Raw genomic sequence first — 16021 nt, 5'->3', positions numbered from 1 at the left:
CGGAAAAAAATCCGTAAATTCGCATCCATCATAATAATTTTCATTCAATAAAATGATTATTATAATTTAACTAAAAAGGCTGGCGTTTGCGAGGCCTTTTTAAAAACAATAAAATCGACGTATGAAAAATCTGAGCGCCTCTACAAAAGGTTTGATTTTTTCTTTGCTGGCAATGGGATTTGCATTTGCTATTTACTTTTTGCTTTTGGCGAAAAAGAATTATTATTTGGTTGATAATCCTACGCCGGAGACTTTTTATTTCAAGATCAACAATGGTGCAGAAAATATCCTGTCTGCCGGTCAGTATCTGAAAGTTGACCTTAACAAAGGCAGTAATAAAATCCAGGTTTTTGATAAAAACAAGAGACTGATCTACGATTCTGCTTTCACAGTCAACAAAGTCAGAGGATTACTAAACATTACGAATAAAGACTATTACGTCAACAATCAGTACTATGGATATGGTCTCAACAAAGACTCATTGATCACTGCAAAACCGGGAATAGAAATCGATAAAAAGCATTATCTTGGTGATGTCAAAAAGATCAATCAACTTTATACCGAGGATTTCTATTATAATCTGGACGAAGAATATGACCGCGTTGTAAAGAATGTAGCGAAAGTAGAAAGCAGAACCAAAATCTTCAGAAAGCAGGATTTTATTAATTATTACAACAACTATTACCAGCTAAAGTAGATTTAAAAATTAAAGCAATCATTGATTAAAAAATTAATTAATCATCGATTATCATTTATCACTCATCAATTATAAAAATGGAACACAACAACGTCACACCATACAACTCAGAATACAGCAAAAAAAGTCAGGTAGAAGATATGTTTGACAATATCGCACCAAAATATGATCTTCTGAATCACGTTTTATCTATGAAAATAGATGTACTTTGGCGAAACAAATTGGTGAATATGCTGAAAAAAGACGATCCAAAATTGGTTTTGGACGTTGCTACTGGCACCGGTGATCTGGCAATTACGGTACAAAAAGGAACCAATGCAGATGTGGTGGGTCTGGATCTATCGCAGCAAATGTTGAACGTTGGGATCGATAAAATCAGGAAGCAAAATCTGGATGGAAAAATCTCTATGCAGAAAGGCGATGCGGAACAACTTCCTTTCGAGGACAATAAATTCGATGGCGTTACCGTTGCATTTGGAGTGAGAAATTTTGAAAATCTGGAAAAAGGATTGGCAGAATTACGAAGAGTGGTAAAAGAGAACAAAAGTATTTATATCTTAGAATTCTCAAAAGTCGAAGGATTTCTGGGACCATTTTATATGTTTTATTTTAAAAACATTTTGCCTGCAATTGGGCGTCTGGTTTCCAAAGATAACCGTGCTTACACCTATCTTCCGGATTCTGTAAACGCTTTTCCTTTTGGAGAAAAAATGAAAACCATTCTTCTGAACACAGGTTTCAAAAAAGTAGAATACACCAAATTGAGTTTTGGAATAGCCACCATTTATAAAGCTACGAAATAGCATGAAGCAGCGATTTATCAAGATTTTATCATTTGCAGTACTGTTGAGCAGTAATTTTCACGCTCAGACTTTCAATAATCTTTTCAGAACCAAGGACAGACCAGACAATCTGGAAGACTTTGATTTGAAGAAATTCAGCTACGGATTTTATCTTGCTGCTAACAATTTTGATTATAAGATGGTTTTAAGCCCTGTTTTTGGAATGGATGGCAATCAGAATCTGGTAGAATCAAAAACGGCCTATAGTTTCGGCGCAGGCTTGATTGGAAAAATGAGACTCAACGAGTATCTTGATCTAAGGATAGAACCAGGCTTGCATTTCGTACAAAGAGACTTGACCTTCAATACCTTTGACCACAACAGCCAATATGCTGGCGGAACCACCTACAATCTTCCCTTCACCCCGATTTTAGAACCAGGTGAAGAGCAAATCAAGAAAATCGTAAAATCTACTTACGTTGACATTCCGGTGATGCTGGAAGTACACGGTGAGCGCTGGTACAACTCGCGCCCATACGCCGCAGCAGGAATTAATTATTTGGTGAATCTCCAGTCAAACCAAACATCAACGGATGATAATCAGCAGAATATTTTCCGTACAACGACCCATAACTTCGGATGGAGTGCAGAGATTGGAATTCAGTTTTACTTCAGTCGTTTTAAGTTCACACCAGGTATTCGCGGTACATTCTTTACGAACAACGAGTTGGTACAGGACAATGCCACAACCCCGCCCTATTGGACACCCGCCATTTCTACAATGCAGACCCGCGCATTTATGCTGGTCCTGAAATTTGAATAAAACATAAAACTGAGCTTTTTTAAAGCTCTTTTTTTTGGACCACCGAGACAGCGATAAGTTACAGTTCTACTACCTTTTGAATGATTTTGCTAAAGTTAATTCGTTATAAATCAAACAGAAGCAACTCATATCTCACAAAAGACAAATATCGTGTTAAATCATCATTAATTTTTCCTATTTTTGTAAAAGTTAGAATTTAATTCTGGTTATGTTAAGCGAATTAGAAAGCAACTTTTCTGTTTTAGAAAAAAAGATCCTCAATCTGTATAAAAAGTTTAAGAATCTTTCGGACAAACATGCAGAAACGTCTGAGGAGCTACAAAAGGTGAAGGAGGAATACATGGAAGAGAAACGAAGAAACCAGATCTTAGCAGAAGAAAACAAGGAATTAAAACTTTATTCAGCAATATCCGGAAACGCAGAACACAACCGACTGATGAAAAATCACATCAACAGATTGGTAAAAGAAATAGATATGTGCGTTTCTGAATTACAAAACACCGGCTTATAACTATGGATTTCAGAAGAATAACTATAAATATTGCCGGGCGGAATTATCCGCTGAACGTACCAGCAGCCGAAGAAGAAACCCTTCGGAAAGTGGGTAAGCAGATAGAAAGTATGATAAAGGACTTCGAAGCTAGTTTCGATGTGAGAGACAAACAGGATGCACTCGCCATGTGTGTTTTAAAACTCGGGACCAACGCAGAAGTTTATTCTTTAAACAATGAGAAAAATATTAAAAATACAAACGAGCGCGTGATGAAAATCAATGCACTCCTAGAGCAATTGGAAAAATAAAATTTTTCAAATTACAAGCTGCCTACAATAGTTCTAACACAAAGAAGTAAACTCAACAATTAAAAATTACCGGACGAAAGTTCATTTGATGGCGTGCTGCCTTGCGCAGATTACAGAGAATGAAAATCAGTTCAAATCGTGTTTTTATGGAGTTTACTCTATAACTGAACTGTTGTAGGTTTTTTTCATGGACTTAGCACAACGTAAGATGTAAAAAGTGTGTGAGTAAAAATTATAATTATTAAAATTAAAAAGACCTGAGAAGTCTTTGTACACTGTACTGTTTACATTGTACTGTAAAACAAATAAACTCAACATATATATAAATTTATGGACACAATTACCATTATTATCGGTGTCGTTGCACTTATCGTAGGAGCGGTTTCTGGACTTTTATTCGGAAAAAGTTCCCTCAATACAAAAGCACAGTTCGTCATAGAAGATGCAAAAAAAACAGCCGAAAACATTATAGAAAAAGCCAATGTACAATCAGAAGCTGTAAGAAAAGAAAAGCACCTCCAGGCAAAAGAAAAGTTTATGGAGCTGAAATCACAGCACGATGCAGACATCCAATCGCGTGAGAGAAAAATGCAGGAATCTGAGAAACGTACCAAAGACAAAGAAAACAAACTGAATGACGAGCTTAGTAAAGCTGGAAAATTGGAAAAAGACCTGGAAAGACAAATTGCAGATTATCAAAAAAAATTAGAAGTTGTTCAGAAAAAACAACAGGATCTGGAAGTTGCAACGGCTCAAAAAGTAGAAATGCTGGAAAAAATATCCAATTATTCTGCAGAAGAAGCGAAAAACGAATTGGTAGAATCTTTGAAAGCAGAAGCTAAAACCAAAGCATCTGCACACGTTCAAAGTATTATGGAGGAAGCGCAACTCAATGCGAAAAGTGAAGCCAGAAAGATCGTGATCCAGACCATCCAGAGAATTGGAACAGAGCAGGCAGTAGAAAACTCGGTTTCTGTATTTAATATAGAATCTGATGAGATCAAAGGTAGAATCATCGGCCGTGAAGGTAGAAACATCCGTGCTTTGGAAGCTGCAACAGGTGTAGAAATCATTGTAGATGATACACCAGAAGCCATTCTTCTTTCCTGTTTCGATCCTGTGAGAAGAGAAATCGCCAGGTTGTCCCTACACAGATTGGTAACAGATGGTAGAATACATCCTGCGAGAATCGAAGAAGTGGTGGAGAAAACCAGAAAACAAATCGAGGAAGAAATCATCGAAGTTGGTAAAAGAACCATCATTGATCTTGGAATCCACGGTCTGCACCCAGAATTGGTAAAAGTGGTAGGTAGAATGAAATTCCGTTCTTCTTACGGACAAAATTTACTCCAGCACTCCAGAGAAGTAGCCAACATCGCAGCAACAATGGCAGCGGAACTGGGACTGAATGTAAAACTAGCGAAACGAGCCGGTTTACTACACGATATCGGAAAAGTACCAGAGCAGGAATCCGAATTGCCACACGCACTTCTGGGAATGCAGTGGGCAGAGAAATATGGTGAGAATGCCGAAGTGATCAACGCTATTGGTGCTCACCACGACGAAATTGAAATGACCTCTCTCCTATCACCGATCATCCAGGTGGCCGATGCCATCTCAGGCGCAAGACCAGGTGCAAGAAGACAAGTTTTGGAATCTTACATCCAAAGACTGAAAGATCTTGAAGCAGCCGCGCTAAGTTTTGACGGTGTTTCCAGCGCTTATGCTATCCAGGCGGGAAGAGAACTAAGAGTAATGGTAGAAAGCGGAAAAGTGAATGACGAAAATGCGCACCAACTATCTTACGACATCTCTGAGAAGATTCAGAACGAATTGACTTATCCAGGACAAGTAAGAGTGACTGTGATCAGAGAAACAAGATCTGTGAATATCGCAAGATAAGATTGATTTTAATATAAATAATGAAAGGCTTCCAGATTTTGGAAGCCTTTTGTTTTTCACTTCGACTACGCTCAGGGACCGGAACGGTTGTCAATTTAATTTATTAATTGTCCTTATTTGGATATATGCCTGGCAATCACAAAATAAAAGGAGGAAGCCTTAACTTTTTAGTGGGTATTTTTTATTTTGTTTTCGGTTTTTACAGGAAACACTAGCAGAACGCTGGCGCTAGCGAGATTTATTAATTTCTAAAATCTCAGCATCATCAAAAAAAATGATGTGAATAGATGATACAAAATTTTCATAATTAAGGAGTCCGTCTAAAAACAATTAAAAAATAAAATTTTCAAGACATTTTTCTGTTTCCCAAGTCGAAAGGGCCAAAAAATGCCTTGAAAATTTCGTCAAATCAAGTCCTTTCGGATTGCGGAAAATCATTTTGACCAAATTGATACATTCTCATCAATTCTATTTCCTTCTTTTTTTACTCCACTCCCACAGAATCATCACCTCTCCCGTCCGCAACAGCGTGAACCGTTTTATTATCATCTATCACAATCATTTCTGTTCTTCCGATTTGCTTGATCTTTTCGAATTTGTAATTCTTCTGCTCCAGCGCTTTGATTGTTGTTTCAGGGAAATTACTTTCCACTTTTATAGTTTCCGGCAACCACTGATGGTGGAATTTTGGAGCATTGACAGAGAAGTTCGCATTTTGTTTAAAATCAATAACACCAACAATTGCCTGAAAAACGGAGGTCGGAATCGTGGTTCCACCTGGCGTGCCAACAACGATTTTAATTTTGTTATCTTTCAAAACCAAAGTGGGCGTCATAGAAGACAACATTCTTTTGCCAGGTTCTATCTTGTTCGCTTCTCCTCCTACTGCACCAAACATATTGGGAACGCCTGGTTTTATGGAAAAATCGTCCATTTCGTTATTAAGGAAAAATCCTGCGCCAGAAACGACGGTCTTGCTTCCGTAATAGCCGTTGAGCGTGGTGGTTACAGAAATGGCATTTCCAAATTTGTCCAAAATTGAAATCTGTGTTGTTTGCATACTTTCTTTTGGATTGGGATTGATGATATTGCCGACATCTTTACTTGGTGTTGCTTGTTTTGGGTTGAAGGATTTCCAACGGCTTTTCAGATATTCGTCTGAGATTAGCAGCTGTGTTTTATCCTGGATAAACTCCGGATCACCCATATATTCTGCTCTGTCAGCAAAAGCTCTCCGCTCCGCTTCTACCATAATCTGGACGGCTTCGGCTGAGTTTTGCTGGTATTTGGAAAGATCTTCGAAGGCTGACATTTTCAGCATTTGAGCGAGCAATGTTCCGCCACTTGACGGCAAAGGCATTGCGACGATCTGATGACCTTTGTAATCAAAAACCAATGGGCTTCTTTCTTTTGTTTTATAGTTTTTAAGATCCTGGGATTGAACGATTCCATTGCCCAGTTTCATTTCAGCAAGAATTAAATCGGCGGTTTTACCTTGGTAGAACTCTTTTTCGCCACCCTTCTGGATTCTTCTCAAAGTCTCTGCCAGTTCTTTCTGGATGAGCAGATCTCCTATTTTCCAATCCTGATCTTTGACAAAAACAGTTTTGTTCTTGTTGTTCTTCAAGAAATCTGCTTTGTGAGCATTAAGCAGCGCGGCTTCTTGTTCCGTAATCGCAAAACCTTTTTCTGCCAGATCTATTGCCGGTTCTATCAATTTTGCAAAAGGCAGTTTGGCATATTTCAAAGTCACGAACATGCCAGAGATACTGCCCGGAACACCAACTGCCAACCGACCGTATTGGGAAAGATCTGTGTTGGCATTTCCCTGTTTGTCCCAATACATATCGAAAGAAGCTTTTGACGGTGCGGTTTCGCGGTAATCCAAGGCTAGTTTTTTCCCTTCTGCGGTCGTTGCGACCAGAAATCCGCCGCCGCCGATGTTCCCGGCCTGAGGGTAAACGACAGCCAAAGCCAACTGCGTTGCAATGACCGCATCGAAAGCGTTTCCGCCTTGTTTCAGCATTTTTGCTCCCGCTTCACTTGCCAAAGGATGCGCAGAAATCACCACACCTTTATCTTTTACTTTCACTTCTTTAACGATATTGATATCTGTGTATTGTGCTCTAACCGTTATGGATAAAAGCAAAGCTACGTATAGAACTTTTTTCATATGGATGTTTTTTATTTTGTTGTTTTTTTAATTGTCCTTCTTTTGTCAACCAACCTATCTTTGTACTCATTCAATAATATTGTTATGTTGGTGTTATTTTGATGTTGTAACTGCAGCCCGACTTGAGCAAAAATCCTTTTTGGCCAAAAAAAGATGGGGCGCGGAAGACGGATCAAGCTGCCAAAATCTGGACTAGGTCAATCGATAATAATTTGTAACGTGTCCAATAATCCTACGAGATTATCTTTTGCAAATTTGGTTTTTTTGAGTTGATTTTTTGCTGGATTAATGGAAAAATTGATGGCTTTTTTGAGATTAGCGTTGTCCAGGATGGTTCTGTCAAAAACAGCGTCCGCCAAATTGGACTGATCGAAAAATGAATTTGAAAGGTTGGCTTCTGTAAAATCCGTTGCTTTCATACTGCAATTTTTGAAGTTTGTTTTCCTGATATCCAATTGATAAAATGAGGAATGATCCAGAATACAGTCTTCAAAACTGAAAGCGATATTGAAGGAATGCGCCTCATCAAAACTGAGTCCTATCATTTTGCAATTTTTGAAAACAACATCCCGAAAAGCCGTCTGATGGATCTTTGCATTACTGAGATCACAATCTTTGAAATCGCAGTCTGAGAATTTGAAACCTGACAGATCCTGGCCGGAAAAATTGATAGCTGTAAATACACAATGTTCATAATCAGCTTTTTCCAGTTTTTCGGAATCGGTTTTTGTAAAATTTTGTTCTGAAAAATAATTCATTTAGTCTATAAAATAAGATTTTGAAACGACAAGTTTTGGCTGAGGAATCTCCGCTTGTTCAAAGATCGAGAACTGGATTGTTCTGCAAAGCGTATTGAGCGCGAGGTCATTTTCCTCTTCACCAAAAGGCTCGCCTATCTCCTGAATGATCGCATCCAAAGCGATAAAGGTATAGCTGATAAACAGAACGATGATTGGCATCATAAACCCTACTACATCTACCAGACCGAACGGAAGCCAGAAGCAGTAAAGATAAACAGTACGATGCAGCAAAATGCTGTATGCAAAAGGCAAAGGCGTCCCTGCAATCCTCTCACAACCGCCAACGATACTCGATAATTGATTGAGCTGGTGATCCAGAGAAGTCAATACAATAGTGTCTATATTCTGCTGCTGGTTCTGAGTATTGATCCATTCTCCCATAAAGTCCAGTAAGATAATCGGTTTGAACTGTTTGTCTTTTATCCTTTCAAAATTCTCTGTTGAAAGCAAGTCGTGAAGCTTGCTGTGATCGTCTTTTTTTCTCAATTGAAAATTGAGCGTCCAGCAAAAAGCAGCAATCATTTTCACAAACTCTTCCTTCTTGATTTTGGCGTCCGGCGCATCACCATTGATCAAAGTTAGAACCTGCCTTGTCAAAGATCTGGTTTCTATGATCAGCAACCCCCAAAGCTTGCGCCCTTCCCAATAACGATCGTAGCTGGCAGAGTTGCAAAAGCCCATAAAGATAGCCAGAGACAACCCCAGCAAAGTGAAGATCGCGGGATTCAGGTGCACCTTGTAATCATAAATAGTACCTTTGAGATACAGGACGACCACAGAAAAAAGCGTGATGATCAATAGTTGTGGGATGATCTTGAGCAGCACAGAACCCCTCCAGATAAAAAGCATTTTCAACCAGTTGGTTCTTTCTCTTATGATCATGATAAAATAAATTATAAAAAGTCCTATTTTAGACCTTTCAAAAAAGCAGATAAATTTACTGAATAGTTTGATGAAGCCGAAATTCTTACATGGAAAATTCTAAAAAAGTTTTAATTCTTACCTATTACTGGCCACCAGCTGGCGGACCTGGCGTACAGCGATGGCTGAAGTTTGCAAAATACCTTCCGGAATTTGGTTGGGAACCCATCATTTACACGCCAGAAAACCCAAGTTATCCTTTGGTGGATGAGACCTTGCTCAAAGAAGTCCCAAAAAACCTGAAGATCATAAAAACCCCTATTTGGGAGCCTTATCAGATTGCAGAAAAATTCAGTAAGAGTAACAAGAAATTCAAAGGTGGACAGTTTGATGTGGGGAAGAATCAGTCTTTTGTTTCTAAGCTTTCGATTTTCATCCGAGGTAATTTTTTTATTCCGGATGCAAGGAAATTCTGGGTGAAACCATCGATCAAATTTTTGAAGCAATATTTGAAAGAAAATGAGATTGATACCATTGTCACCACTGGTCCTCCACATAGTTTGCATTTGATAGGTCTTGGGTTGAAAAAGGAATTACCAAACTTAAAGTGGGTCGCAGATTTCCGTGATCCTTGGACAGAAATTTCCTATTATAAACATTTGAAACTGACGTCTGGTTCTGATAAAAAACACAGACAACAGGAAAAATCTGTTTTCACAAATGCAGATTTGACGTTAGCAACCAGTTACACGGATGCTGAAAATTTCAGGAAAAATGGAGCGAATGCTTTCTGTGTAACGAATGGGTTTGATCAAAATGTTGAATCGTTAAATGATGAAATTGTAAAAACTGATACTGACCATTCAACGATTTTACAAATGAACGATTCTGCAAAATTCATTTTGAGTTATGTGGGCGTTTTGGAGCAGTTGAGAAATCCGGAGCATCTTTGGAAGGCGTTGATTACACTTTGTGAGAAACATCAGAATTTTGCTAAGGATTTTGAACTGAAATTTGTTGGACGCGTGGATGATAAAATCCTGACCGCCATCGAGAATTCTGTTCTGAAAAACAACATGGCGAATCTTGGTTATCTGGCGCACGATGCATCTGTCAAAGAGATGGAAACTTCTGATCTTCTGTTGATCACCAATTTCCCGAACGATAGTTCAATAGGCATCATCCCAGGTAAGCTGTTTGAATATCTAGCAACTGGGAAGAAAATCATTTCTTTTGGACCGAAAGCTGCGGATGTAGAAAAGATTCTTGAAAAAACCAAAGCTGGGAGACATTTTGATTATTCGGAGAGTTTGGAGATTCAGAAATTTGTTTTTTCGCTTTATGAGGAATGGAAAAGTGGGAAAGCGATTGGGAATCCTGCCAATATTAATGAATTCAGTCGAAGAGAATTGACTAAAAAATTGGCTGAACTTTTTTCGGATTTGAAATGATGTAATGATGTCTAAAGGTGCAACTCTGCGAAGCGCGTGAGCGATGGTAGTGGTTATCCTTTTTATTTTTTTTGCGGAAACGAACCTCATGGATAACCCAAGCCTCTGAAAAAATAAAAAGATAGGAACGGACAGCGCGGTCCCAGCCCTGGCCAAAGCTCTGGCAAGGACACGCCAAAAAATATCTGAAAATTAAATTGTTGGCACAAATTTTTCTTGTAACTTGAGTAATTAATATTAACAATAAAAAAATCATATCATGGGAAATAAAACAAACGGCCTGTTGGCGTTGTTAGGTGTAGGAGCTTTGGCTTGGTGGAAATACAAAAAATCTTCTCCGGAAGATCAGCAAAAAGTAAAAGACACCATCAATACAGCGAAAGATAATCTTACGAAATTCGGAAACGACCTGAAAGATAAGGCAAGCCAGACCGCAGAACAGTTGAAAGACAAAGCCAATGACACGGCAGAACAGTTCAAGAATAAAGCTGAAGAAGTGAAGACAGATGTGCAGAACGCTGCACAATAATATATATAAAAAAAAAAAACGTCTCCGAAATGAGACGTTTTTTTATGCCAATATGTCAAATCAATGATAAGATTTGGTTGGCTGATTGTCATTTTTGGATGGCAAATTCATCAAGACGATTGCGAATAGTATTAGTACAATTCCAAGCCATTGGATCATAATGACTTCTTCTTTTAACAATACAAAAGCCATCGTTACAGAAACCGGAAGTTCCAAAGATGAGATGATACTTCCCAATCCCAAACCTGCTTTCGGGAATCCTACATTAAATAAAATCGGTGGAATGATGGTTCCAAACAATGCCAGAACAAATCCGTAAGTCCAAAAAATAGAATAATCGAATGGGCGAATGTGCTGTGTGTTTTCTGTGAAATTAAGATAAAAAGATCTCAGTCCTTCGAAATGCAAAGGTCCAATTTGAGCGAAGAATAAAAATATAAGTACCACAATCAAACCGCCAGTCAGCATCGTCATACTTTTTCTCAAAACTGGAAGATGCGTTGCTAAAGTATTGGATGTGAACATCGTCATCGTGAAAGATGCGGCCGCCAAAACGCCCCAGAAGATGCCGTGCCAGTCGATCTCGACTTTCATATTGATCAGGTTGGTGGCTAGAACGGTTCCTGTCAAAACGATGATGACAGCAATGACTTTTCTGGCATTCGGGAATTTTTTGGCGATGAAACTTTCTACAACTACGCTAAACCAAACAGATTGCATCAACAAAACGATAGCGATTGAAACATTGATATATTGAACAGCGATGTAATAGAACAAACTGGTGAAACCCATAGAAGTTCCTGCCAGCATCAGCATTCTGATTTCTTTTGAATTGGGCCTTGATAATTCTTTTTTTGAGGTTTTGGTTTGTATGACATTCAATATAAAAAGGCCTAAGAATCCCAAGACAAACTGCGCTGTAGTGACCTCGGATGTTGTGAAACCATCCTTGTAAGATAACTTCACAAATGTTGCCAACATCCCGTAAATACTGGCACCAATGCCGACAAACAAGACGCCTTTTAATATATCTTTCTTCTCCATAACTATTTTTTTTGAGCCGGCGAATTTACGACATAATATTTAAAGCAGAATATGTAGACAATCTATCTAAAAAGGAAAATCCATAATTGATCTGTATCGAAATATCGATTTTAAAATTTAAAACAAAATACTATCTGTAAATCATTGATATTAAAACATTTTTCGGTAGTCAAGTATGATTTAAAGACAAAATAAAACCGCCTCGTTAAAAACAAGGCGGTTTCTCTTATTTGAAAAAGAATTTTGGATTAGTTTCCTTCTTCCATTTTTCTTTTCAATTCTGCTAATACATCGATATCACCAAGTGTTGATTTTTCTTCGTTGTTAGAAGAAGATGATGTATTGTTATTATTGTTAGATCTGTTGTTGTTAGATTCTCTCACATTCTTTTTCTCCTCGTCTCTGAAGATACCTGTGTGAGAAACAACTACTCTTTTGAATTCTTTGTTGAATTCGATCACTTTGAATTGCGCATCATCACCTTTTTTGATTTTAGATCCGTCTTCCTTCTCTAATAATCTAGATGGGCAAAATGCTTCAACTTCTACATCTTCGAACTGGATAGATGCACCTTTGTCGTGTACTTCCGTTGCTTTTCCAGCGTGTACAGTTCCTTCAGCGTATTTAGTTTCGAATTTATCCCAAGGATTCTCAGTCAATTGTTTGTGACCTAGAGACAATCTTCTTGCTTGCGTATCAAGTTCTAATACGATCACGTCTAATTTATCTCCAACTGCACAGAACTCAGATGGGTGTTTGATTTTCTTGGTCCAAGAAAGGTCTGAGATATAGATCAATCCATCAATTCCTTCTTCCAATTCTACGAATACTCCGAAGTTGGTAAAGTTTCTTACAGTTCCAACGTGAGTTGAACCTACTGGATATTTAGCTTCGATATTTTCCCAAGGATCTTTGTTCAATTGCTTGATACCTAGAGAGATTTTTCTGTCTTCTCTATCCAAAGTTAATACTTCTGCTTCTACCTCATCACCTACTTTTACGAAATCTCCTGCGCTTCTCAAGTGAGTAGACCAAGACATTTCAGAAACGTGGATCAATCCTTCTACACCTGGAGCGATCTCTACGAATGCACCATAGTCAGCAAGAACAACCACTTTTCCTTTTACTTTGTCACCAACTTTCATGTCAGCAGAAAGAGCATCCCAAGGATGAGCTTCTAATTGCTTCATACCCAATTGGATTCTTGTTTTCTCGTCATCAAAATCAAGGATAACCACTTTCACAGTTTGTCCGTCTTCTAAGATTTCAGATGGATGGTTCACTCTAGACCAAGAAAGGTCTGTAATGTGGATCAATCCGTCAACACCTCCAAGATCTACGAATACACCGTAAGAAGTAATATTTTTAACAGTTCCTTCAAGAACCTGTCCTTTTTCTAATTGACCGATGATCTCTCTCTTCTGTCCTTCAAGATCCGCTTCGATCAACGCTTTGTGAGATACCACTACGTTTTTGAACTCAGGGTTGATTTTCACCACTTTGAACTCCATAGTTTTACCTACGAACTGATCGTAATCTTTAATTGGCTTAACGTCGATTTGAGAACCTGGTAAGAATGCTTCGATACCGTGAACGTCAACGATCATACCTCCTTTAGTTCTAGATTTTACAAAACCGTTTACGATCTCTCCAGTTTCGTGAAGTTCGTTTACTCTATCCCAAGCTTTAAGCGTTCTTGCTTTTCTGTGAGACAACTGTAATTGTCCTGTTTTGTCCTCTCTTCTGTCCACCATTACTTCAACTTCATCGCCTACTTTAAGACCTTGGTTGTAACGGAATTCGTTTAGAGAGATCACACCTTCAGATTTGAAGTTGATGTCTACGATGGCTTCTTTATCTGTCAATCTTACCACTTTCCCGATGATTACATCGTTGTCTGCAAGATTGTTAAGAGAACCGTTGTAGATTTCTTCCAATTCTTTTTTTTCGCTTCTGTCTTCTGCGTTAAGACCAGACTCGAAAGAATCCCAATCAAATTGTTCTGGTGCTACGTTTTGGTTTAATAAAACCTCTGCTGAATTTGTCTCTTTTGACATTTTCTAATAAAATTTGTATTCCTATTCTTACAGACCTCGGCTTTGCTGTGAATCCTGAAAAATATGGAAGTTGTTAATTGCTAATGTTTTACTTCGCCGAAAGTACGTTCACAAAAGTGAGTGCAAAAGTACAAAAATTTTTAATATTGAGAACAATAATATTAATTTTCGAATGTGTTTTCTAAAACACAATTTTCACATCTTCTTTATAATGTTGTAAAGTGGTATTAATTCCTGCAGACCAGCCATCAACAAACACTTTTCCATTTTTTATAGCATTGGTAATATCTTCATTTTTTGCATCAGCAGAATTGGTAATATAATAATTGTTGCCAATTTTGTAGATGCAATTTTCCACCACACATTCTAATCTAGAAACTGGAGAATCTATCCCAACCGAAAAAATCATATTATAAATGCGAGACAAAGCATCTTCTTCCAGACTCGGAAAAATAATTTGTCCACCTTCTTTTAATTCTAATTCTGGTGCTTCTGTGGTGTCAAAAACTTTGTAGCCAATATCGGGAATTTGTTTTTTGTTTTCATCAAACATTCCGGTTTTGGTATTTTCGGTTTCTAATTCGGTTTTTATTTTTTCTCCTGCTCGGTTGAGACGTTCTATGGTAACGCTTGAAATAACGGGTGGTAAATTATGATCAATACAAAATTGATTCGCCGGTTTGTCTTTTTTAATAGGTTCATCTATCTGACAAAGAATAAATTTTCGATTGCCACCATCTTCTGCATTAAGTTGCATTACGGCTTGACCTGTTGTTCCGGAACCGGCGAAGAAGTCTAGGACGATGTCGTTAGAATTTGTGGAAATTTCAAAAAAATCTTTGATTAAATTAAGAGGTTTAGGATTAGTGAATAATTTATCTCCAAATAAATCTTTAATTTGTTGTGTTCCATTTCCACTACTATATTCGGGCTTGTAAAAAATAGTTTTAGGCTTTTTCGAAGGAATATCTCCTAGATTAGGTCTTTGTTTCTTATATATAGAAAAGCTATTACCATCATTAATTACAATAATATTATGCTTTTCATTAATAAACTTATTCTTACTCCAACGCCAAGACATTTCTTCGTTATTTGTAATTGGAAAAACCTCTAAATCATTTTCATCAGTTCTGTATGTAAAACAATCATTATCTGATGTCAAATAAATTGGAAAGTACAAATTTGGTCTTTTATTTCTAGGTGCATTAGTTCCAGTCGCCTTTAAATTAGCTCCTTTTTTATAATAACCTAATTCATCAGTTTTCCATTCTTCAATTTCATCTTCATTAATTCTAAACTCACTAAATTTAGATTTATCTTTATTTTTACTATAAACTACAGTGAACTCGTGTGTACCAGCAAAAGCAAACTCGTCATTGTTCCCTTTTAAATTCATAATTGTTGGCAAAATTGCAACAAAATTCTCCTCCCCAAAAATCTCATCACAAAGCAATTTCAAATTCGCCTGCTCATTATCATCAATCGAAATAAAAATAACACCATCTTTCGCCAACAAATCTCTCGCAAGAAGCAAACGCGGATACATAAAAGATAACCAACCATTGTGAGATTGCTTGGTTTTAAAACTAAATTCCATCCGCTCCATATCATTTTCACTTAGATTTGCCAAGCCCAAAACTTCTGCTTCTTCTTTGTCAAATTTATCGGGATACACAAACTCGTCGTTTTTGGTATTGTAAGGCGGGTCGATATAAATACACTTTATTGCTCCGCTATAATGTGATTTCAAAATTTTCAAGCTTTCAAGATTATCACCTTTTAGAACAAGATTTTGGGTGGTGTCAAAATTTTTAGATTGGTTATAATTTACCTTGACTTCTTTTGTAGTTTTGGTGGCATATTTTGCTCGTGCCACGTTTCTGCCGATGAAATTAAGACCATAACCATTTACTTTTTCGTCAACAGGTAAACCCGATAAAGCCTTTAATTCGTTTACATTGATTTCGTTATCACGTATGATAGACGGATAATTTTCTTTTAAAAAATCAAGCAATTTATTATCTTGATTTTCGGTTTCCAAAATTTGAAATCCTGAATGCATCAATTGTTCTTTTTGATTCATTTTTACTATTTTTTGTTT

Annotated in this window: 14 protein-coding genes; 8 read left to right on the top strand and 6 right to left on the bottom strand. The window is 37.5% G+C overall.

Annotation, left to right across the window (positions count from 1 at the left end):
- The first annotated feature begins 121 nt into the window (after positions 1 to 121).
- From F564_RS0110000 to rny, 6 genes are all read left to right on the top strand, one after another.
- A complete protein-coding gene (locus tag F564_RS0110000) occupies positions 122 to 697 on the top strand; it encodes a hypothetical protein (protein WP_028122524.1) in 576 nt (191 codons plus the stop codon).
- A 77-nt stretch (positions 698 to 774) separates the two neighbouring features.
- On the top strand, positions 775 to 1500 hold the full coding sequence (gene ubiE / locus F564_RS0109995) for a bifunctional demethylmenaquinone methyltransferase/2-methoxy-6-polyprenyl-1,4-benzoquinol methylase UbiE (protein WP_028122523.1): 726 nt from the start codon (positions 775 to 777) through the stop codon (positions 1498 to 1500).
- A gap of 1 nt (position 1501) precedes the next feature.
- Positions 1502 to 2302, top strand: a complete 801-nt coding sequence (porT, locus tag F564_RS0109990; protein WP_034981291.1) for a type IX secretion/gliding motility protein PorT/SprT — start codon at positions 1502 to 1504, stop codon at positions 2300 to 2302.
- Between the two features lie 208 nt (positions 2303 to 2510).
- On the top strand, positions 2511 to 2813 hold the full coding sequence (locus F564_RS0109985; RefSeq protein WP_028122521.1) for a hypothetical protein: 303 nt from the start codon (positions 2511 to 2513) through the stop codon (positions 2811 to 2813).
- Between the two features lie 2 nt (positions 2814 to 2815).
- Positions 2816 to 3103, top strand: a complete 288-nt coding sequence (locus F564_RS0109980) for a cell division protein ZapA (protein WP_028122520.1) — start codon at positions 2816 to 2818, stop codon at positions 3101 to 3103.
- Positions 3104 to 3433: 330 nt separating this feature from the next.
- On the top strand, positions 3434 to 5005 hold the full coding sequence (gene rny / locus F564_RS0109975) for a ribonuclease Y (protein ID WP_028122519.1): 1572 nt from the start codon (positions 3434 to 3436) through the stop codon (positions 5003 to 5005).
- A 484-nt stretch (positions 5006 to 5489) separates the two neighbouring features.
- Here rny and ggt read toward each other — a convergent pair whose 3' ends face one another.
- The 3 genes from ggt to F564_RS0109955 all read right to left on the bottom strand — a co-directional run bounded on the left by ggt (position 5490) and on the right by F564_RS0109955 (position 8860).
- On the bottom strand, positions 5490 to 7178 hold the full coding sequence (ggt, locus tag F564_RS0109965; protein ID WP_028122518.1) for a gamma-glutamyltransferase: 1689 nt from the start codon (positions 7176 to 7178) through the stop codon (positions 5490 to 5492).
- 197 nt (positions 7179 to 7375) lie between these two features.
- Complete coding sequence (locus tag F564_RS0109960) at positions 7376 to 7936, bottom strand: pentapeptide repeat-containing protein (RefSeq protein WP_028122517.1); 561 nt, start codon at positions 7934 to 7936, stop codon at positions 7376 to 7378.
- Positions 7937 to 8860 (bottom strand): bestrophin family protein, encoded by a 924-nt coding sequence (locus F564_RS0109955; protein WP_028122516.1) that lies wholly within the window; start codon positions 8858 to 8860, stop codon positions 7937 to 7939. It abuts the gene before it with no gap.
- Between the two features lie 89 nt (positions 8861 to 8949).
- Here F564_RS0109955 and F564_RS0109950 point away from each other — a divergent pair, with 89 nt between their 5' ends.
- Together F564_RS0109950 and F564_RS0109945 are read left to right on the top strand one after the other, a co-directional pair.
- Complete coding sequence (locus tag F564_RS0109950; protein ID WP_028122515.1) at positions 8950 to 10290, top strand: glycosyltransferase family protein; 1341 nt, start codon at positions 8950 to 8952, stop codon at positions 10288 to 10290.
- Between the two features lie 259 nt (positions 10291 to 10549).
- A complete protein-coding gene (locus F564_RS0109945) occupies positions 10550 to 10819 on the top strand; it encodes a YtxH domain-containing protein (RefSeq protein ID WP_028122514.1) in 270 nt (89 codons plus the stop codon).
- Positions 10820 to 10879: 60 nt separating this feature from the next.
- Here the strand turns inward: F564_RS0109945 and F564_RS0109940 are convergent, their stop codons facing one another.
- The 3 genes from F564_RS0109940 to F564_RS0109930 form a co-directional block, all read right to left on the bottom strand.
- The gene (locus F564_RS0109940) at positions 10880 to 11863 is read right to left on the bottom strand and encodes an EamA family transporter (RefSeq protein ID WP_028122513.1); all 984 of its coding nucleotides are present in this window, start codon (positions 11861 to 11863) and stop codon (positions 10880 to 10882) included.
- A gap of 248 nt (positions 11864 to 12111) precedes the next feature.
- On the bottom strand, positions 12112 to 13920 hold the full coding sequence (gene rpsA, locus F564_RS0109935; RefSeq protein ID WP_028122512.1) for a 30S ribosomal protein S1: 1809 nt from the start codon (positions 13918 to 13920) through the stop codon (positions 12112 to 12114).
- A 181-nt stretch (positions 13921 to 14101) separates the two neighbouring features.
- On the bottom strand, positions 14102 to 16003 hold the full coding sequence (locus tag F564_RS0109930; RefSeq protein ID WP_034981288.1) for a site-specific DNA-methyltransferase: 1902 nt from the start codon (positions 16001 to 16003) through the stop codon (positions 14102 to 14104).
- Positions 16004 to 16021: the final 18 nt, after the last annotated feature.

Origin of the sequence: Epilithonimonas tenax DSM 16811 (genome assembly GCF_000428485.1) — a bacterium.
Classification (GTDB): domain Bacteria; phylum Bacteroidota; class Bacteroidia; order Flavobacteriales; family Weeksellaceae; genus Epilithonimonas; species Epilithonimonas tenax.
The sequence above is the reverse complement of the archived record's forward strand: the minus strand, read 5'-3'. Positions and strand labels throughout refer to the sequence as shown.